The organism is Embleya sp. NPDC025285 (assembly GCF_055558835.1).
Window position 1 is genome coordinate 21,204 of sequence record NZ_JBVHLU010000019.1, and the last position, 19,773, is coordinate 40,976.

Annotated in this window: 15 protein-coding genes and 1 pseudogene; 7 read left to right on the forward strand and 9 right to left on the reverse strand. The window is 72.1% G+C overall.

All coding sequences use genetic code 11. From position 1 onward, the window contains the following. Window positions 1-27 precede the first annotated feature (27 nt). Window positions 28-726: an HU family DNA-binding protein gene (locus ACZ4FV_RS15170; RefSeq protein ID WP_395859209.1), complete on the forward strand. Its 699-nt coding sequence runs from the start codon at window positions 28-30 to the stop codon at window positions 724-726. A 260-nt stretch (window positions 727-986) separates the two neighbouring features. Here ACZ4FV_RS15170 and ACZ4FV_RS15175 read toward each other — a convergent pair whose 3' ends face one another. The 6 genes from ACZ4FV_RS15175 to ACZ4FV_RS15200 form a co-directional block, all read right to left on the reverse strand. Beyond that, window positions 987-1,964 carry a PI-PLC domain-containing protein gene (locus tag ACZ4FV_RS15175; RefSeq protein WP_465322742.1) on the reverse strand — a complete coding sequence of 326 codons (978 nt, stop codon included), beginning with the start codon at window positions 1,962-1,964 and terminating at the stop codon, window positions 987-989. 158 nt (window positions 1,965-2,122) lie between these two features. Next, the gene (locus tag ACZ4FV_RS15180; protein WP_465322743.1) at window positions 2,123-3,478 is read right to left on the reverse strand and encodes a lanthionine synthetase C family protein; all 1,356 of its coding nucleotides are present in this window, start codon (window positions 3,476-3,478) and stop codon (window positions 2,123-2,125) included. Further along, complete coding sequence (locus ACZ4FV_RS15185; protein WP_465322744.1) at window positions 3,471-6,749, reverse strand: lantibiotic dehydratase; 3,279 nt, start codon at window positions 6,747-6,749, stop codon at window positions 3,471-3,473. Before ACZ4FV_RS15185 ends, ACZ4FV_RS15180 begins: the two co-directional genes overlap by 8 nt. 95 nt (window positions 6,750-6,844) lie before the next feature. After that, window positions 6,845-7,024: an SCO0268 family class II lanthipeptide gene (lanA, locus tag ACZ4FV_RS15190; RefSeq protein ID WP_395859213.1), complete on the reverse strand. Its 180-nt coding sequence runs from the start codon at window positions 7,022-7,024 to the stop codon at window positions 6,845-6,847. 443 nt (window positions 7,025-7,467) lie between these two features. Continuing rightward, a complete protein-coding gene (locus ACZ4FV_RS15195) occupies window positions 7,468-8,715 on the reverse strand; it encodes a cytochrome P450 (protein ID WP_395859333.1) in 1,248 nt (415 codons plus the stop codon). A gap of 159 nt (window positions 8,716-8,874) precedes the next feature. Further along, the gene (locus ACZ4FV_RS15200; RefSeq protein ID WP_465322745.1) at window positions 8,875-10,233 is read right to left on the reverse strand and encodes a glutamine synthetase family protein; all 1,359 of its coding nucleotides are present in this window, start codon (window positions 10,231-10,233) and stop codon (window positions 8,875-8,877) included. A 251-nt stretch (window positions 10,234-10,484) separates the two neighbouring features. Between ACZ4FV_RS15200 and ACZ4FV_RS15205 the strand changes: the two genes are divergently transcribed. Then, window positions 10,485-11,291 carry an acetoacetate decarboxylase family protein gene (locus ACZ4FV_RS15205; protein ID WP_395859215.1) on the forward strand — a complete coding sequence of 269 codons (807 nt, stop codon included), beginning with the start codon at window positions 10,485-10,487 and terminating at the stop codon, window positions 11,289-11,291. Window positions 11,292-11,388: 97 nt separating this feature from the next. Here the strand turns inward: ACZ4FV_RS15205 and ACZ4FV_RS15210 are convergent, their stop codons facing one another. Then, entirely contained in the window at window positions 11,389-12,849 is a 1,461-nt protein-coding gene (locus ACZ4FV_RS15210; RefSeq protein WP_465322746.1) for an APC family permease, read from the reverse strand. A 163-nt stretch (window positions 12,850-13,012) separates the two neighbouring features. On the opposite strand from ACZ4FV_RS15210, the gene ACZ4FV_RS15215 reads away from it, so the two are divergent. Continuing rightward, entirely contained in the window at window positions 13,013-13,585 is a 573-nt protein-coding gene (locus ACZ4FV_RS15215; RefSeq protein WP_331771316.1) for a MarR family winged helix-turn-helix transcriptional regulator, read from the forward strand. A 118-nt stretch (window positions 13,586-13,703) separates the two neighbouring features. Here the strand turns inward: ACZ4FV_RS15215 and ACZ4FV_RS15220 are convergent, their stop codons facing one another. Beyond that, on the reverse strand, window positions 13,704-14,423 hold the full coding sequence (locus tag ACZ4FV_RS15220; protein WP_465322747.1) for a gamma-glutamyl-gamma-aminobutyrate hydrolase family protein: 720 nt from the start codon (window positions 14,421-14,423) through the stop codon (window positions 13,704-13,706). 94 nt (window positions 14,424-14,517) lie between these two features. Continuing rightward, complete coding sequence (locus ACZ4FV_RS15225) at window positions 14,518-15,999, reverse strand: aldehyde dehydrogenase (protein ID WP_465322748.1); 1,482 nt, start codon at window positions 15,997-15,999, stop codon at window positions 14,518-14,520. A gap of 224 nt (window positions 16,000-16,223) precedes the next feature. On the opposite strand from ACZ4FV_RS15225, the pseudogene ACZ4FV_RS15230 reads away from it, so the two are divergent. From ACZ4FV_RS15230 to ACZ4FV_RS15245, 4 genes and pseudogenes are all read left to right on the forward strand, one after another. Continuing rightward, window positions 16,224-17,691: pseudogene (locus tag ACZ4FV_RS15230) on the forward strand (aldehyde dehydrogenase); the annotation flags it as partial. After that, window positions 17,687-18,604 carry a DODA-type extradiol aromatic ring-opening family dioxygenase gene (locus ACZ4FV_RS15235; RefSeq protein ID WP_402232802.1) on the forward strand — a complete coding sequence of 306 codons (918 nt, stop codon included), beginning with the start codon at window positions 17,687-17,689 and terminating at the stop codon, window positions 18,602-18,604. The pseudogene ACZ4FV_RS15230 and the gene ACZ4FV_RS15235, both read left to right, overlap by 5 nt. Further along, window positions 18,601-19,455: a fumarylacetoacetate hydrolase family protein gene (locus ACZ4FV_RS15240; protein ID WP_465322773.1), complete on the forward strand. Its 855-nt coding sequence runs from the start codon at window positions 18,601-18,603 to the stop codon at window positions 19,453-19,455. Before ACZ4FV_RS15235 ends, ACZ4FV_RS15240 begins: the two co-directional genes overlap by 4 nt. A gap of 95 nt (window positions 19,456-19,550) precedes the next feature. Continuing rightward, window positions 19,551-19,739 carry a ferredoxin gene (locus tag ACZ4FV_RS15245; protein ID WP_395859222.1) on the forward strand — a complete coding sequence of 63 codons (189 nt, stop codon included), beginning with the start codon at window positions 19,551-19,553 and terminating at the stop codon, window positions 19,737-19,739. Window positions 19,740-19,773 lie beyond the last annotated feature (34 nt).

Consider the following 19,773-nt stretch of genomic DNA (forward strand, 5'->3'; position numbering starts at 1 on the left):
GTACCCCCGCACCACGAAAGGCGTCTCATGAACAAGGCACAACTCGTCGAAGCCATCGCCGACAAGCTCGGCGGCCGGGCTGCGGCCGAGGAAGCGGTCGACGCGGTCCTGGACACCATCATCCGTTCGGTCGTCGCCGGGGACCGGGTCTCGGTCACCGGCTTCGGCTCGTTCGAGAAGGTCGAGCGCGCCGCCCGGTACGCCCGTAACCCCCAGACGGGCGAACGGGTTCGGGTCAAGAAGACCTCCGTGCCGCGCTTCCGCCCCGGCCAGGGCTTCAAGGACCTCACCGGCGGCACCAAGAAGCTCACCCGGGGCGAGACCGCGATCAAGAAGGCCTCGCCGGGCACGGTGACCGGTGGTACCACCGTCGCGGGCAAGAAGGCCGCGGCCAAGAAGACGACCGCGAAGAAGGCCACCGCCAAGAAGACGGCCAAGAAGGCGACCACGCGGGCCACCGCGGCCAAGACCGCCGCCCCGGCCCGCAAGACCACGGCGAAGAAGGCCACCCCCAGGGCGGCCGCGAAGACCACGGCCGCCAAGACGACCGCGGCGAAGAAGACCACCGCCAAGAAGACCACCGCGAAGAAGACCACCGCGACGGCGGCGGCGAAGAAGACCACCGCCAAGAAGACCACCGCCAAGCCCACCACGCGCAGCACGCCCGGCCGCAAGACGACCGGGGCCAAGCGCACGACGAGCGCTCGCACCGCCAAGCGCGCCTGAGGACCACCCGGTCGGATGCGATGGTCGGACCGCCCGCGCCGGGCGGTCCGACCGGGGGCGCCGCGACGGAACGCCTCGGGGGTCCCGACGGAGCGTTCCGACGGCGGTTCGACCGGCACCCTCGTGTCGCCGGTCAACGCCGCCGTCGGAGCCCGTGCGCTTCGGCCCGCCCCTCCGCCCCCGCTCGCCCATTCGTGCGGGTCGGGCCCGGGCGTGCGGCCCGGCCCGGTCACCCGTACGGCCCCGACCCGCCGGACCGCTCAGCCCGCGTTCAGCTCCGCGACGATCGATGCCGGCGAACGCCCGCTCCCGTCGGACTGCCGATGGAAGTCCACGGCGACGAAGTTCGGACTCCGGCCCGCGGCCGTCCCGCACTGTTGTGCGATGCGATCACGCAGCTTGGTCCCGTTGTCCAGGGCGGCCGTCCCGATCGTCGGCACATTGCGGAAGTGACTCATCACGAACAACCGACGAAAGCCCGGCTCGATCCGGTTCAGCGGCACGTCCGACCATCGGCTCGTGCAGGCCAGGTCGTTGCCCAGGTCGCCCAGACTCCAGTAGTTCTGCACGGTCCACTCCTTGTCGTACATCACCCCCAGGCCCTCCTTGCCGGGCTTGTCGGAGAACACCAGCAGCCGCTTGTTCGCGGTGACCAGGTCCGCCACCCTCGGCCAGCCGGTGTCCCGCACCCCGGCGGTGTCCGGCCGGAAGAGCAGCTCCGGCAGCCCGCGCACCCGCTCCAGGGATCGACGCAGCCGATCGGTGTCGACGTAGTCCTCCAGGAACACGGTCACCACTTCCAGCGGATTCGCGTTCAGGAAGTCCACCACGGTCTGCATCGTCGCCGCGAAGCTCTGCCGGGGCAACGCGTAGGTCACCCCCGCGAACGCCTTGCAGTCGCCGTGGCACAGGTACACGTCGCTCGGGTAGCAGTCGCTGCCGAAGCTGATGATGCACAGACCGGTGCTGTGCTCGTACCAGTGCGTGTCGAGCATCAGCCCGCGCACGCCGCGATCCAACTGTCCGCGCACCGACTCGGACTGGTTGACCGAGGACCACCGCGAGTCCTCGTAGTTGGTGAACGAGTTGTGCGTGGTCAGCGAAGTGACCTGATCGAGGCGGTCGTTGCCCCACCGTTGCTCCGCGGCGGTGAGGGTGGCCGCGGTGGCGTGGGTGGTTGTGGCGACGGAGGCCGTGGACGGGACGAGGGCGGCCAGGAGGGCGAGCACGACCACCACGAGCGCGTTCCGGGGCCGGCCCCCGGGGCGGGAGGCGCCGGGGGATCGAGCAGGCCCGCCGGATCCGGGCGGAGCGGCCGATATACCGCTGGAAGAGTCCATGGCAGGGGAACGTACACGGGACCATCCGGCTTTTGACCCCTCTCCGCGCACCGGCGTCACACCACCAGGAGCGCCTGGTCCCAGCCCGCCGTCGTGCGACCCTCGGCGTACGCGTCCAGGGCGAGCACGACCCCCGCGGCACCCTCCAGGAACGCCGGTACGTCCACGCCCTGCGCGGCGCGGGTCATCGTCGAGCGGAAGCCGAAGCGGTACTCGTCACGATATTGGGCGAGCACCAACGCGGCCAACTCGTCCCGGACGGCGGGTAGTCGGGCGTCGTCGAGGTGTTCGGCCAGCAGACCGAGCAGGTGCATCAGTCCGCCCCAGCCGTGGCACAGCGCCGGATCGTCGATGCCCCACTCCGCGATCGGAGTGCCGAGCAGACCGGACACCGAACGCCGGGTGAGTTCGTGCCAGTCGGGCCGGTCGAGGGCGAGCGCCGCCAACTGCACCGCGCGCGACACCCCGGGGACGCCGTAGCACCAGGACGGGCGCTGTGCCGGGGAGTCGGGGTCGGGCTCGGAAGCCCACTGCTCCAGGGTGCGATAGGCCGGCCACCACAGGCCGTCGCCGGCGGGGACCGCGCATCGGGCCAGCAGCGCCACCAGTCGCTCGATCGCGGCGGGTTGCCCCGGCACCCGTACGCCCGCGCGCCAGGTCAGCGCGAGCAGTGCCAGCGGTCCCGCGACGCCGTGCGACAGGCCCAGGTTCAGATGCCCGGCGGGCATCTCGACCTCCTGGCCCAGCTTGGGCGCCGCCAGGGTCCACCAGCGCGGCACCTTGCGACCGCGGTGGAGGATCTCGCCTTCGGCCAGCCCGACCAGGTAGGACAGCACCATCCGCAACTCGTCGCCGTCGGCGTCGCGGGCCAGCAGGTAGCGGCCGATCCCGGTCAGTCCGCGGACGGTCTCGAACTCGCCGTTGGTGGCGAGCGGTGCGGTGCCGCGCGGGCGCGGCAGGGCCGCCCGGACCACCCGGCGCTGGTGCTCGTCCATCCGGGTCAGCGCGCTCACGTACCCGCCGGTCGCCCGGTGTGCGACCAGGGTGGCGAAGGCGACCGACCCCGGACCGGTGAAGATGCCGCCCGCCGGGAAGCGCTCCCGGGCCAGTACGGCCATCGCCCGAGCCAGGTGGGCGTGCGCGCGCTCGGCGTGCCCGGGACCGCGCCGGGTGCTGCCGCTGAAGGCCAGGGAGACGCCGGGGAACCCGCTGGAGAGCGACAGGTCCGTCCACAGCGGCTGCTCGTCGCCGTCGCGGGAGGCGTCGGCCAGCACCTCGGTGTCGGCGGCGACGGCCGCCGGATCGGCCAGCCGGTCGAGCACCCGGGCCACGATCGACCGGGCCCGTTCCGCGTGGCGGGGTTTGGTGCTCGTGCCCACCGCCGTGCCGCCGGCCGCCGTCGGCTCAGCCATCCCGACCGCCCCTCTCCGCGTCGTTCGTGGCACCGGAACCCGTGCTCGCGGAGCCGATGGCACCCGTGTTCGCGACGCTCGACCGCGTCGCGCCCGCCTTCGTGGCACCGGGCCGCGCCGGCGCGTGCGCGAGCCGTCCCAGGTGGTCGCACGCGATGCCGCGCAGGATCGCGTAACCGCGCTGTTCGCCCGCCCGGTCGATGCCGAGCAGCCGGTTGTGCTGCATGTGCAACAGCCCGAGTACGGCGTTCTCGTGCGCGGCGCCGGCCGGTCGGCGACCCGCGTCGGACAGCACGATCTCCCCGTACGCCCGGCCGTACGGCGGCCGGGACCACAACTCGGCCAGCGCCGGGACGCCCAGGCGCTCACCGACCGCCGCGGCCGTGCGGCCCGGCCGGATCAGCTCCCGGACCAGGGCGCGATGCCGACGGAACGCGCTCTGGTCGGGTTCCTTGGCGAACGCGTACCGCACCCACGAGGGCCAGTCCCAATCGCCCAGGCTCTCCAGGAGCAGTGCGTGGTTGACCGCGATCAGCACCTCGTCCGGCACCGCGAGCGCGCCGCGTGCCCGCAGGCCCAGTTGGGCGAGTACCGACCTGCTGTCCAGCGTGAACAGGCGCTCGGCGGCCGCCAACGCGTCCGGCCCGCCGTAGCGTTCGGTCTCCGGCTCGTACACGTCCAGTGCCATCGTGCGGATCGCGCCCGCCTCGCGCATCGCCCGTACGCGTCGCGCCAGTTCCGGCAACACGTGCTCGGCCAGCGCCGCCGGATCGCCGTGCAGCCGGATCCGGATGTGCGGCTCGGGGTCCAGGTAGCGGATGAAGAACCAGCGGTCGACCCGCTCCCCGACCTCGGCGAGCAGCGCGGGCAGGTGCATCCGGAGCAGCTCGTCGTGCGTGTCCGAGGTCGCGTACAGCTTTGCGAACAACCAGTCCTCGCCAGGCAGACGGTAATCGGCGGCGGCAGGTTCCGCGCCGCGCGAGGGCGTTGCCCGGGCGGTCGCGGTCGGTGTGCCGGCCTCGGGTCGGCGGGTCAGCGGGACGACCACCTCGGTGCCGTGCCCGTCGGCCCAGCCGAAGCCGCGACCGTCTTCGGTCAGGTCCTCGAACAGGGCGAGCCGGCCCTTGCGCACCTCGTGGCGCAGCAGCGTGCGATGCCAGGACTCACCCAGGTCGAGCCCGTAGACCCGGTCCCAGTGCACCACCTGGACCCGGTCCGGCACACCGTATCGATCGCTCCATTCGCGCAGCGCGCGGTCGAACTCGCGCGGATCCTCGACCGCCGCGCGCATCGCGTGGTCCGGGGTCCAGCGGCGCGGCGCGGCGACGACCCGGCCGAAGCTCACCCGGGGCAGCAGTGGCAGCGCCTCCAGGCCCGCCCAGTCCCAGCCGGTCCAGGTCCGGGACCGGCCGAAGACGATGTCGACCATCAGCCGGACCACCCTGGGCGCCTCGCGATCCAGCGCCAGCATGTGCGGCACCACGGGCATCACGCGTTGGCCGGTCTCGGCCAGGGTCAGCGTCAGGCCGCGGGCGTCGACGCCCACGAGCAACGTGCGCCAGTCCAGACAGTGCGGATCGCGCCGATCGGCGTACACCCCGACCGGGATGTGGTGGGGCAGCAGTTCGGGTACCTGGATCATGTTCAGCGCGCGGGCGGTGTGCGGCCGGAACGTCACCTGGGCGGGCAGCGTGCCGGGGTCCGCCGCGGCGTGCACCAGCCTGGCCAACTCTTCGGTACTGTGCGTGAGTTCGGCGAAGCGGCCGGCCATCGAGCCGGCCACCCACGAGCCCGCGTGCGGGGTGGCGACCAGCTTGAACCGGCCCCGGTCCAGGTCGGCGACGTCGTGCGCGAGCAGTTGGAAGCACAGGTCGAGCGAGTTCGGCGGCGCGGCGGGCTCGCCGTGCTCGGACTGTGCGGTGTCGGCCAGCCGGTCGATCAGCTCCGGGGTGAGCCGCAGTTCACGGTCCTCGCGCAGCAGGGCGTCCTGGACCAGTTCGGCGGTCAGTACGCGTCGGTCGCGGCCGGGCCGGTAGCCGGTGGTGGGCCGGTCGCCCACGGCGAGGCGTTCGCCGTAGCCGGTCGGGAAGCCCAGCCCCCGGTGCGGGTCGACGAGTTCGGCCAGCGGGACGGTGCGGGTGGTGCCGTACCGCTCGACGAAGCGGTTGCGGTAGTCGCGCATGTGTTCGTGGGTGACCCACGCGTCGGACAGTGCCCACATCGCGCCGGCGTAGCTGCCCGCCTCCTCGGCCACGGTCCGGGGCAGGGTGAGTTCGGCGTCCATCCGCAGATCCACCTGGACCGGCGGATGGGCGGCGTCGGTGTGCGGATCGACCAGGGCCATCAACCGGCGCCAGGGCGCGGTGCCCTCGCCGGGGCGGGCCTTCTCGTACTCGCGTACGGCGGTCCGGGTGGCGCGGAACTCCCGGGCCGCGTCCGGCAGGTCCTCGACGGCGCCGTCGATGCGATCGAGCAGCGCGTCGTCCAGGCGGTGCGGGGTGATCGAGCTGAGCAGGAAGCCGTGCCGCAGCAGTTGCGCCACCGAGGCGTCGAGGCGATCGCGCGGTGCGCCGGGGAAGGCCGCGCCGACCCGGTCGAGCAGGGTCTCGTACGGGACGGGGTGGGTCGCGATCGTCCGCAGGTGCGCGACCAGGGGGCTGTGTCGTACCGAGATCTCGCGTTCGGGTCCGGCCAGCATCAGGCGGTCGCCGCGCACCCGGCACAGGTCGTTGAGCATGACGTCGACGCGGCGTCGGACCTCGGGGGCGGCGAGCCAGTCCCGCACCCGCTCGTCGAGTCGACCGGCGTCCAGGCGGACCGCCTTGCTGCCGGGGCCGTGCACGCGCACGTGGGCGGACGCGCCCAGGCGGGCCGCGGTCACGCCCGCGAACAGGCCGAACGGGGTGGGTCGACCGGCCATCCGCAGCGCGTACCGGGTCACCGACAGGGCGGTGCCCGCAAGCCGCTTCGGGCCGGGGTCGATGCCCTCGTCGATCCGGTCCAGGGCGGCGGACAGACTGCCGCTGGCGACCCTGACGGCCTCGCGCAGCAGCGGGTCGGCGGTGATCCGCCGCAGTCCCGCGAGGGTGTGCGCGTCGGCCGTGTCCCGGACCGGCTCGACGCGGTCCGGACCCGGGCCGGTCTCCGCGCGCGGCACACTCGCCATGCGCACGAAGACGAGGCCGGCCGGTTCGTATTCGCTCTCCGGCGCGTCGTGTCGTCCCTCGTTCGGACCGTCGTCGCGCCCAGGATTCCGCTCGGAGTGTCGCACCGTGTTCCGCACCGACCCCATGCCCGTGTGACCGGCTCTCGCCGGAGGTTGACACCCGGGGGCGGGCAGACCCGCCCGCCCCCGGAACTATCAGGTCAGGCGCAGCAGATCGGACAGCGCGACTGCACACCGTACGTGCTCGGCGACGTCCAGCCACCGCCGGCCGAGCCGAAGGCGGACGCCTCGAGCTCGCCGTCCGCGATGCGGACGTCGAGGTCCAGGTCGGCGAAGTCGCGCGTCTCGGTGGTTTCTTCGAGCAGAATCTTGTCGTTCATGACAACTCCCGCGATATCGGTCGCAGTGCTTTGGTGGGCACTGCGATTCGAGGAGATCTGTTTGATCTCGGGGAGGACGCTAAGCGTTGAATAGGCGGCCGAACAAGAACGATTATTGGCCATTCGGACCGGCTGGAAATCTCCCTGTGGAAGCCGCGATCAGGCTCCTACCCTGCAAGGATGTCGGGCGGGCGGAGTCCGTCCGGCTTCTTCACGAGGGGGTCGCCTTCGCCTCGACGAGATCGACCGGTGAATCACCGTTAACCGATTTTGTTGACAGATTCTGCGTCGCGAACATTCCACGCGGCAATTTTTCGGCCCTCGCCGTAGCCTCCCGTTCAATTCGTTCGAATGATCCGCCGGGTCGAATCGGAAATGATCTTCGGGGGCGATTCGGCGCCGTTCGGGCCGCGGGGGTCGGCTCCGGGCCCGCGGCTCGGGCGCTAGGCCAGGGTCACCGTCACCGGGAGTTCCTTGATGCCGTTGACGAAGTTGGAGCGGACCCGGCGGACCTCGCCCGCCAGGCGGATGTCGGCGACACGCGGCAGGAGTTCCTCGAACATGACGCGCATCTCCAGGCGGGCGAGCGCGTTGCCGAGACAGAAGTGCGGGCCGCCCTTGCCGAAGGTGACGTGGTCGACGTGGCGGCGGGTGACGTCGAAGTCGTACGGGTTCTCGAACACCGCCTCGTCCCGGTTGCCCGAGGCGAACCACAGCACCACCTTGTCGCCCGCGCGGATCGACTTGCCGCCCAGTTCGGTGTCGCGTGTCGCGGTGCGGCGGAAGTGGTAGACGGGGGAGGCCCAGCGCAGGAACTCCTCGACCGCGTCCGGCATCAGCGCGAGGTTCTCCCGCAGCAGTTCCAACTGGCCCGGGTTGCGCAGCAGCGCGAGCATCGAGTGCGAGATGGCGTGCCGGGTGGTCTCGTTGCCGGCCACGACCAGCAGCAGGAAATAGTTGTCGAAGTCGTGTCCGGACAGCGGGACACCGTCCGAGGGAGCCTGGTTGACCAGTCGGCTGACCAGGTCGGTGCCCGCGCCGCCGCGCCGCTTGGCGGCCAACTCCCGCCCGTACTCGAAGACTTCCAGGGAGGCGGGGCTGCGGAAGGGCAGTTCGCGGTAGCGCTCGCTCTCGCTGCTCTCCAGGAGCACGTCCGCGTAGTCCGGGTCGGTGTTGCCGATGATCCGGTTGCCCCAGTCGATCAGCTTGCCGGTGTCCTCGCCGGGCACGTCCAGCATCTTGGCCAGCACGTTGATCGGGAAGTCGGCGCTGACCTCGTGCACGAAGTCGAAGGTGCCCTTGGCCAGCGCGGTGTCCAGCGTGCGGGCGGTGAGCCCGCGCAGGAACGTGCCGTAGTCGGCGATCGCGCGCGGGGTGAACTGCTTCCGGAGCAGCTTGCGCAGCGCGGTGTGGCGTAGCCCGTCGGTCTCCAGCAGCGAGCGGCGGATGGCGATCTGCGAGTCGTCGACCTCCTCGAGGTTGGTGAACCGCGTGGAGGTGAAGGTGTCCGGGTCGCGGTCGACGGCGACGATGTCCGCGTGCCGGGTCAACGCCCAGAACCCGCTGTTGGGGGCCGGTTCGGGTTGCCAGTGCACGGGGTCCTCGCGGCGCAGCGTGTGGAACATCCGCCACGGGGTTTCGCCGTCCAGGAAACGGTCGTTGTCGGCGAGGTCGATCTCGTCGAGGGGCATCGGCTCGGGGACCGCGGCGGCGGTGGTGGGGGTGCTCACGAAGACTCCTCGCGGGGGGATCGGCGGGGGTGCGGGCGCGATCGGCGGTCCGCGCGGCGGCGCGGGGGCAGCGAGGCGGCGCGGTGCGCGGGGTGCGCCGGTGCGCCGGCGCGGACGGGCTCAGAGGTGGTAGGCGTACTCGGCGAACTCCCAGTCGGTGACGTGCCGGCGAAAACGGGTGTCCTCGTCGCGCTTGTAGGTCAGGAACGCGTCGGCGAAGTCCGCGCCCAGCAGCGCGGTGAGCGCGGTGTCGGCCTCGAACGCGTCCAGCGCCTCGGTCAGCGTCGCGGGCAGGAGCGGCGCCTTGGCGCTGTCGTAGCCGTAGCCCCGCAACGGCGGCGGCGGAGTCGTCTTCTCGCGCAGGCCCAGGTGCACGGCGGCGAGCAGACCGGCGACGGCCAGGTACGGATTGGCGCTCGCGTCGCCGAGCCGGACTTCCAGGCGGGTGCCGGTGCCGCGCTCGGGCGGTATCCGCACCATCGCGCTGCGGTTGTCCAGGCCCCAGTCGATCAGCCACGGCGCGAGTGTGTCCGGGCCGAAGCGCTTGTAGGAGTTGACCGTCGGGTTCAGCAGCGCGGCGAGCGCGGGGGCATGCGCCAGGACGCCGCCGATCGCGTGGTGCGCGGCGGAGGACAGGCCGTGCGGGCCGGTCGGGTCGTCGAAGGCGTTGGCGTCGTCCGGGTCCAGGCAACTCAGGTGCAGATGGAAGCCGGAGCCGCCCTCGTCGTTGAAGGGCTTGGCCATGAAGGTGGCCAACCGGCCCTCGCGGCGCGCGAGTTCCTTGATCGAGGACTTGAAGCGGAAGGCCCGGTCGGCGGCGTCGAGCGCGGGCGAGTGGTCCAGGTTGATCTCGAACTGGCCGGAGCAGTACTCGTGGTTGCCGGTGGTGGCGCCAATGCCCAGCGCGCCCAGGCTGCGCAGCGTGCGCAGCAGGTGTCCGTCCGGATCTCCGCGCCGGTCGGCCACGTACACGTTGCCCGGGGCGTCGCCGTAGCGCCGCCAACCGCCCGGGCGGTCCGGGTCCGGCTCGCACAGGAAGTACTCCAATTCCGGTCCGACCACCGGTCGCAGGCCCACCTCGTCGGCCATCCGGGTCAGCACGTCGCGCAGCAGCGAGCGCGGCGCCTCGGCGGCGAGCCGACCGGTCGCCGGGTCCGTCGTCTCACCCAGGCACCACGCGACTCCGGGCTCCCACGGGATCGCGACCAGCGTGTCCAGGTCCGGGAACACGCAGATGTCCGGTAGGCCCGCGTCGATGCCGCCGGCCACCGGGACGGTCTGGCCTCGCGGGGTGGTGTGGAAGACCGCCCGACAGAAGGCGAGGCCGTGCGCGCACACCGAGGGCAGGTGGTCCACCAGCACGTCGCGCCCGCGATCGGTGCCGATCAGGTCCGGGTAGGCGATCCGGACCACGTCGATGCCCCGCGCCTTCAGGTCGGCGACGACGTCGTGGGCCCGGTCCACTGCTGATGGATTCACCGGCTTCTCCTCGCACGGGACGGGCGGCGGCAGGACGGCCGATTCGTTTGAGCCCAAACCATATGGAGGTCGCCGGTGTCGCACAAGGGGTTGGGGCAAGCCTTTGCGCGTGTGGCGACGGGAGGTGGGCGGGTGTCGGCGGGTGGTCGCGCGCGCGTGACAACGAGCGACCGGAGGCATATCGTACGGACCCAAACGATCAATCGGCTCCGAACCCGTTCCGGGCCGCGCCGTGCTTCGAGGGAGTCGCCATGACCGGTGTACACGGTTTCTTCCACCCCAAGACCGGCACGGGCCGGTCCTCGATGATCCCGGCACCGCCGTGGCGGTACTCGGGCGACCTGCTCACCATCGAGTACCGCACCGACCCCGCGCGGGTCGCCGAACTGCTGCCGCCGCAACTGTCGCTCGCCGACGAGGACCCGGGCGCGGTGGCGCTGATCTGGGCCGACTGGCAGTCCTGCTCGACCGCGGGCGCGGAACTGCTCGACCCGGTGCGCGGGCAGTACAAGGAGTGCTTCGCGGTGGTGCGCTGTCGGTACGCGGGGGTGACCTACTCGCGCTGCGTGTACATCTGGGTCGACAAGGACTTCGCCATCGCGCGCGGCCTGCACCAGGGTTATCCGAAGAAGCTCGGTTCGATCCACCAGACCCGGCCGCATCCGTACGGCCCGGCGCCGCGGATCGAGGCGGGCGCGATGTTCGGCGCCACGCTCGCCGCCGCCGACCGGCGGCTGGCCGAGGCCGTGGTGACGTTGCGCGAACCGTCGCCGACCAGCGGCTTCGTCAACGGGCACCCGATGGCGCACCACCGCTGGTTGCCCTCGATCGAACCGGGCAAGGGCCTGGCCCTGGACGAACTCGTGGCCACCGGTGCCGAGTCCGCCGAGGGCGGTGGGGCCTGGGCGGGCGACGCGGAGTTGACCCTGTTCGAGGCGCCCACCGAGGAACTGGCCCGACTGGAGGTGCGCGAGGTGATCGGCGCGTACTACCGCCAGGTCGGCGTGGTCTGGAACGGCGGCACGCTCCTGGCGAGTGGCGGCTCGGGCGCCGCGTAGGGCGCGGTACACGCACGAGGGCCCGAGCACCGGATCGCGGTGCTCGGGCCCTCGTGCGCGCGTGTTCGGCTCCGGCCGCGGGCGGGTGTGGTCGCGGTCAGTTCCGGCCGCGTCCGATGCCCGCGTACACGCCCGGCTTGGCCGCGCGCAGGTACAGCGCGAACAGCGCGCCGACCACGCCCGCGCCGAGCACCAGCGCGGGCAACACCCAGCGCAGCGCCGAGCCGGAGTCCACGCCCAGCAGTACGCCGAAGTTGTCCAGCGCGGCGACGAACACCGCCGCGAGCAGCAGCGCGGATCCGGCCGGCGCGATCAGCCGACTCCACGCGCTCTCGCCGTCGGCGCCGTTGCGCACGAAGAACGCGACCACCGCGAGCGAGGTCAGCACCAGCAACAGCAGTACGCCCAGCGCGCCCAGGTTGGTGAACCAGTTGAACAGCGTCGCCATCGGGTCGCGATCGAGCGCGGCGAACAGGATCACCACGGCGGCGGCGAGCGCGGTCTGGGTGGCGGAGCCCAGGTGCGGCGAGTCGGTGCGCGGGTGGGTGCGGCCCAGCGCGGTGGGCAGCACTCCCTCGCGGCCCAGCGCGAAGAAGTAGCGCGCGACCGCGTTGTGGAAGGACAGCAGCGCCGCGAACAGGCTGGTGATCAGGAACACCTGGGCCAGGTCCGCGAAGCCCGAGCCGATCTGGTCGCCGCCCAGGACGAAGATCAGGTTCGGCCCGTGTTCGGTCGCCGCGTCGACCGCCTTGTCGGTGCCGGCGCCGCTCATCAGGGCCCACGCGGTGATCGCGTACAACACGCCGATCACGCCGACCGACACGTACGTCGCGCGGGCCACGGTGCGCTTGGGGTCCACGCACTCCTCGCCGTGGATCGCGGCGGACTCGAAGCCGGTGAAGGACGCCATCACGAAACAGAACGCCGCGCCCATCGAGCCCGAGGTCAGCGCCTCCCAGGAGAACGGGTGCAGCGAGATGCCGTCCGGCGCCTGGGTGAACGCGCCGATGTCGAAGACGAGCACGGTCACCGTCTCGGCGATCAGCAGCGCGGCCAGCACCCGGGCGTTGAGGTCGATCCGCAGGTAGCCCAGCGCCCCCACGACCACGATGCCGACCAGGACCACCACCCACCACTGCACGTGCCACCCGAGCTTGGCGTCCAGGAAGTCGGCGGTGGTGAAGCCGAACAGGCCGTAGATGCCGATCTGCATCGCGTTGTAGGAGATCAACGCCACGAACGCGGCGCCCAGTCCGGCCGCCCGGCCCAGGCCCTGGGCGACGTACGCGTAGAACGCGCCCGCGCCGGTGATCCGCCGGCTCATCGCGGCGTAGCCGACGCTGAAGATCGCGAGCAGGGCGGCCAGTACGAGGTAGACCGCAGGGATTCCCGAGGTGCCGGTGACCGCGAGGCTCTGCGGGATGCCGCCGGCGGCGACGGTGAGTGGGGCGGAGGCCGCCACCACGAAGAAGACGATGTGCGCGACACCGAGCGAGCCGCGTGCGGGGGCGGCCTCGGAGTCGATGGTGCTGGTCGTCGACGCTTGTCTGGATGCCATGCCCGGCGCCTCCGAGGGGCGGGAACCCATTCGTTTGGGCCCGTACGATCTGCGAGTGCCGCTGATCGTACGGATGCAAACAGGTCCCCACAAGGGCTAGATTTCGGGGTGTGCAAGGCGTAACGGGGACCCTCGGACGCGAACGACGAAGAAGGCGGAGCACGTGGTCGGCAAGCGGTCCATCACCGAAACGGAGAAGGCCGTCCAGGCGCGCCTGGGCGACATCCCGCTGCGGCGCGAGCAGATGGCCGCGGTGTCGAACATCTACCGCGCGGCAGCCGCGGTGCGCCAACACCTGGAGAACTCGGTGCTGCGCGACGCGGAGTTGACCTGGACCGCGTTCACCGTGCTGTGGGAGGTGTGGATCTGGGGCGAGAGCGAGACCCGACACGTCGCCGAGGAGGCGGGCATCTCCAAGGGCACGCTCACCGGCGTCGCCCGCACGCTGGAGACCCGCGGCCTGCTCACCCGTGCCGCGCACGCCACCGACGGGCGGCTCGTCCTGCTCTCGCTGACCCCCGCCGGCGAGGACCTGATGGCCAGGGTCTTCCCGGCGTTCAACGCCGAGGAGGCCTTCGTCACCGACGACCTCGGCGCCGACGAATGCCTGACGCTCGCCGACTCGCTGCGCCGCATCGTGGCCCGCCTGGAGGCCAAGGGCGAGGAACGCCGCCAGGATCTGCTGGCCGGCAACACCCCCAAACCCCGACGCGGCGGGCGGCGGGCGAAGGGCTGAACCTCGGTCGCGGGCCCGCCCCCCGACCAGGGCGGACCCGTGTCCGGGTGAGGTCGTCTGGGGCACGGCCTGTCCTTTGTCGCTCCATTTCGGCCACGCGGTGACCGGTTCGAGACGGCTAAGCCGCGTGCGGGCTTTTTCGGGCGGCGTAGCGGTGGGCCGATTCGGCGAGCGTGTCGAAGAGGGATTGTTGGGGTGGGCTGGTGGGGGCGGTGTCCTCGGGGTGCCATTGGACGGCTACGAACCAACCGGTGGGGGCGAGGGGTTCGAGGGCCTCGACCGTGCCGTCGGGCGCGGTGCCGGTGATGCGGAGGCCGGGGGCGAGGCGGTCCACGGCCTGGTGGTGGTAGCAGGAGGCGTCGAGTTCGGTGGTGCCGGCGGCGCGGGCGGTGGCCGAGCCCGGGGTGAGGGTCACCGGGTGGATCACGTGGCGGTGGCGGACGGGCATGTCCTGGGTGAGGGTGCCGCCCAGGGCCACGTTGACCACCTGGAGGCCGCGGCACACGGCCAGGGTGGGCAGGCCGACGGCGAGGGCGTACCGGGCGGCGGCGAGGTCGAAGGCGTCCTGGGCGGCGTCGACGTCGTACACCTCGCCGTGCACGGTGTCCGCGTCGTAGCTGCTCGGCGCCAGGTCGCCGCCGCCGGGCAGCAGCAGGCCGTCCGCGCGGGACAGCCTGGACGCGGCCTCCTCCGGTTCGGCCGGGTGCATCATGAACGGCTCGCCGCCCGCCGCGTACACCGCCTCGGCCAGCGCCCGGGCGGTCACCTCGGCAGCGTGGCGAAGCGCGGACGTGGTGGCCGCGAACCGGCACGGCAGCGCGATCAACGGACGCAGCACAGCGGTCTCCGCAGCTCTCGGGGACGGTGTGGACAGTGGGGGCGGTGTCGACGGCGGGGACCTCGGGCGCTTCGGGGACGTCGAGGGCGGCCGGTCACAGTGCGATCCAGGTGGTCTTCAGGTCGGTGTACTTCTCCAGCGCGTGCAGCGACTTGTCCCGTCCGTGGCCGGACTGTTTGACCCCGCCGAAGGGCACGTTCAGGCCGCCCTCCTCGTAGCAGTTGACCCATACGGTGCCCGCCCGCACCGCGCGCGAGATCCGGTGCGCGGCGGACAGGTTCGTGGTCCACACGCCCGCCGCGAGGCCGTACTCGCTCGCGTTGGCGAGCCGGATCGCCTCGTCCTCGGTATCGAAGGTCAGCACCGCGAGCACCGGCCCGAACACCTCCTCGCGGGCGAGCGCCATGTCCGGGGCGACCCGGTCGAACACGGTCGGCTCCAGGTAGTGGCCGGCCCGGTCCAACCGCGCCCCACCGGTGCGCAGCCGGGCGCCGGCCGCGTGCGCGCGGGTGATGTGGTCGCGGACCCGGACCAGGTGCTCCGCGCTCACCAGCGCGCCCATCGTGGTGGCCGGGTCGAGCGGGTCGCCGACGCGCAGGGCCCGAGCCCGTTCGACCACCGCGTCCGTCACCCGGTCCGCGATCGAGGAGTGCACGAGCAGGCGGGACGGCGCGGTGCACATCTCGCCCTGGTTGAAGAAGACGCCCCACGCCGCGCTCGCCGCCGCGGCGAGCGGGTCGGCGTCGGGCAGCACGATGTTCGGGGACTTGCCGCCCAGTTCGAGCCAGACCCGTTTGAGGTTGGAGTCGGCCGCGTAGCGCAGGAAGTGTCGGCCGACCGCGGTCGAGCCGGTGAACGCGAGCACGTCGACGTCCGGGTGCAGGCCGAGCGCGCGGCCGGCGGTGGGGCCCTCGCCCGCGACCACGTTGAAGACGCCCGGCGGCAGGCCGGCCTCGGCGGCGAGCCGGCCCAGTCGCAGCGCGGACAGCGGTGATTGCTCGGCGGGCTTGAGCACGACCGTGCAGCCGGCCGCGAGCGCCGGGGCGACCTTCCAGGCGGCCATGGTGAGCGGGAAGTTCCACGGGACGACGGCCGCGACCACGCCGACCGGCTCCCGGGTGACCAGCGCGAGCGCGTCCGAGGCGGTCTGCGGCGCCTCGTCGACCAGTTTGTCGGCGATCTCGCCGTACCAGCGGAAGCAGGCCGCCACCGCGCGCAGTTCGATGGTGTACGCCTCGGTGACCGGCTTGCCCATCTCCAGCGCGATGGTCAGCGCGAGTTCCTCGCGGTGCGCCTCGACGGAGTCCGCGAACCGGATCAGCGCGCGGCCGCGTTCGGCGGGCGCGAGTCGGGGCCAGGCCCCGGTGTCGAAGGCGCGGCGGGCGGTGGCCGCGGCCAGGTCCACCTCGCGCTGCCCGGCCCGGGCCACGTCGGCGAGCGGTGATCCGTCGCGTGGCGCGACCACGGGGAACGTGTCGCCGTCGCCGGCGTGGTCGGCGCCGTCGATGTGATGGACGGTCATCGGGCGCAGCCGCGCCGCCCGTTCGAGCCAGTCCTGGTGGGAGAGCCGCAACATGCTGCCCGCTTTCGCCGACGGGATTGTTTGGGGGCAAACGATACAACGGAACCCGGGTACGGGGAACGCGAGGCGGGCTCCGCGAGGCCCGAGTGCGGGAGCGCGGAGCCGGCTCTGCGGACTCGGGCCTCGGGGGCGCGGGGTGGGTCCGGGCGCGCCCCTTGACCGCCCCGATCGCGAATGGCTAGATTGTTTGGGGTCAAACGACTTGGAGGGTTTTCCACATGACCGAGGTCACCGTTGCGGGCGTCCGCGTCGACACCCGGCACTGGATCGGTGGCGAGCGCGTCGGGTCTTCGGACACCTTCACCGACGTCTCGCCCATCGACGGCACCGTCATCGGCGAGATCGCCCGGGCCGGCCGCGCCGAGGCGGACGCCGCCGTCGCCGCCGCCCGCGCCGCGTTCCCGGCCTGGGCCGCGACCACGCCCGCCGAGCGCGCCCGCCTCCTGCACGCCATCGCCGACGGGGTCGAGGCCCGGCTCGCCGAGCTGGCGATCGTGGAGACCACCGACAACGGCGCGCTGCTGCGCTCACACCTGCGCGGGGTGATGCCGCGCGTCGCGCACAACTTCCGCTTCTTCGCGGACTGGCTCAGCGGGCAGTTGCGCCACGACGACTTCGACACCCGGGGCCACGACAACCACGTCTCGTGGGACGCCGCCGGGCCGTGCGTACTGATCACGCCGTGGAACGCGCCACTGATGCTGGCCACCTGGAAGATCGCCCCGGCGCTCGCGGCGGGCAACACGGTCGTGCTCAAGGCCGCCGAGTGGACACCGCTGACCGCGTCGCTGCTCGCCGACATCACCGCCGAGGCGGGCCTGCCGGCAGGGGTGTTCAACGTGGTCCAGGGCTACGGCGAGGAAGTCGGTGCCGCGCTGACCGCCCACCCGGACGTGCGCCGGATCAGTTTCACCGGTTCGGTGCCCACCGCCCGCCACATCGGTGCCGCGGCCGCCGCCAATCTGACTCCGGTCGGTCTCGAACTGGGCGGCAAGTCACCGCTGTTGGTCTTCGCCGATGCCGACCTCGAGCTGGCCGTCGAACTCGCGGTCGAGCAGTACGACAACGCCGGCCAGGTCTGCCTGGCCGCCACCCGGCTGCTCGTGGACGCCTCGGTCGCCGCCGAGTTCACCACCCGCTTCCTGGCCAGGGCGCGCACCCTGGTCCAGGGCGACCCGCGCGACCCGGCCACCGACGTCGGCCCCAACATCCACGCCGAACACGTGGACCGGGTGGACGGCTTCGTCCGCCGCGCACTCGACGCCGGCGCCAAGGCCCTGCTCGGCGGCGGACGCAACACCGAACTCGGCGGCCTGTACTACCGCCCCACCCTGCTCACCGACGTCGCCCAGGACGGCGAGATCGTCCAGGAGGAGGTCTTCGGCCCGGTACTGACCCTGCAGACCTTCACCACCGAGGCCGAGGCGATCAGGCTCGCCAACGACACCCGATTCGGGCTCGCGGCGACGCTGGTGACCGGAGATCGCGAGCGCGCGAAGCGGGTCGGCGCGGAACTCGTCGCCGGGACGTTGTGGGTCAACTGTTTCTTCGTCCGCGACCTGCGCGCCCCGTTCGGCGGCTCCCGGCAATCCGGCGTCGGCCGCGAGGGCGGCACCTGGAGCTTCGACTTCTACTGCGACGTCAAGAACACCGTCACCGCGCCGAACGGGTGGCACTGACCATGGGCGAGATCGTCGGTGCGGGCATCCTGGCCCACTCGCCCACCATCATGCTGCCGCGCGAGGTCCGCCACGAGCTCAACGAGGGCAGGGAGATCAGCCTGGTCCCGGCCCTGGCCGAGCTGCGTGCCGAGGTGTTCGAGCGGCTCGACTACGACACGGTCGTGGTCTTCGACTCGCACTGGGCAACCACCGTCGAGTACGTGATCGCCGCGCAACCGCACCGCAGCGGGCTGTACACCTCCGAGGAACTGCCGCGCGGCATGCGGCAGATCCCCTACGACTTCCCCGGCGATCCGGAACTGGCGCACGCCACCGCCGGCTTCGCCGACCGACACGGCACCTGGATCACCCCGATCGAGGACCCGTACCTGCCGATCCACTACGCCACCGTCAACCTGTGGCACCACCTCGGCGTGCCCGGCAAACGCTGGATGGGCATCGGCTGTTGCCAGACCGCGGACGTCGAGGACAACCTGCGGTTGGGGCGCGCGCTCGCCGACGGCATCGCGGCCACCGACCGCAAGGTGTTGCTGGTGGCCTCCGGCGCCTTCTCGCACACCTTCTGGAACCTGCGCGAACTGCGCGCGCACGAGGCGTCCGACCCGATCCACGTGCGCACACCGCAGGCCCGCGCCGCCGACGAACAGCGGATCGCCTGGATGGAACACGGCGACCACGCGAGCGTGCTCGCCGGCATGCCGGACTTCCTGCGGTACAAGCCCGAGGCCCGCTTCGGGCACTACCTGATGATGCTCGGCGCGCTCGGCGAGGAACGCTGCACCGCGCCCGGCCGGCTGGTCGGCGACTACGAGAACGCCACCGGCACCGGCCAGGCCCACGTCTGGTTCGACCGACCCCTCGACGGCTGGACCGCCTCCGCCGGTCCCACCCCCACATGCCAAGGACACACCACATGAGCCGCACCACCGAGTACCGCCGCATCCTGCTCGACGGCGCGATCGTCGAAGTCGTCCGCGAGGGCGCTGAGTTGGTCGCCGCGGACGGCAGACGGACCAAGACCGCCGACGCCCGGCACCTGCCGCCGGTCGAGCCCGGCAAGATCATCGCCGTACACCTCAACCACCGCAGCCGGGTGGCCGAATTCGGCACCTCGCTGCCGTCCGCGCCGACCTACTTCCACAAGCCCACGTCGTCGCTGAACGCCCACGGCGGCGCGATCGTGCGCCCGGACGGCTGCAAGTACCTCAACTACGAAGGCGAGATCGCCATCGTGATCGGCCGCACCTGCCGCAACATCGCGCCCGCCGACGCGGGCGCCTTCATCCGCGGCTACACGGTGGCCAACGACTACGGCCTGCACGACTTCCGGGACACCGACGCGGGTTCGATGTTGCGGGTCAAGGGCTCGGACACGCTGTGCCCGTTGGGCCCGGGCCTGGTCGAGGGCTGGGACTTCCGCGGCAAGGCGCTGCGCACCTACGTCAACGGCGAGGTGGTGCAGGAGGGTTCGACCGACGAGATGGAGTGGGACATGCACTACCTCGTCGCCGACATCGCCCGCACGATCACGCTCAGCCCCGGCGACGTGCTGCTGTCGGGTACGCCGGCCGGCTCGCGTCCGGTGCAACCGGGGGACGTCGTCGAGGTCGAGGCGGAAGGACTGGGCCGCCTCACCAACCACATCATCGCCGGCCCGACCCCGATCCGTACCGACTGCGGCGCCCAGCCCACCGAGTCCGAAGAGGTGCTCTCCACCGCGCTGGGCGGCGACTGGGAGTTCCGCAACATCCGGGCGCCTCGGCGCTGACCGCGATCGAGGCCAGGCATCTCCCGCGACCCGCCCGCGCACCGTTCCGCATCCCGCCATCCACCTCCGCACCGATCGCAGGAAGGGATTACACCGTGAAGGTCGTCGTCGACATGGACCGCTGTCAGGACCACGGGCAGTGCGTGTTCTCCGCGCCCGAGGTATTCCGGATCAACGCCGCCGGGCGACTGGAGTTCGTCGGCGAACCGGACGAGGCGCTGCGCGACGCGGTCGAAGAGGCCGCCGACGTGTGCCCGCTCCAGGCCATCACGATCGAGGACTGAACCGTGACCGCTGCCCGAGTCGTCGTGGTGGGCG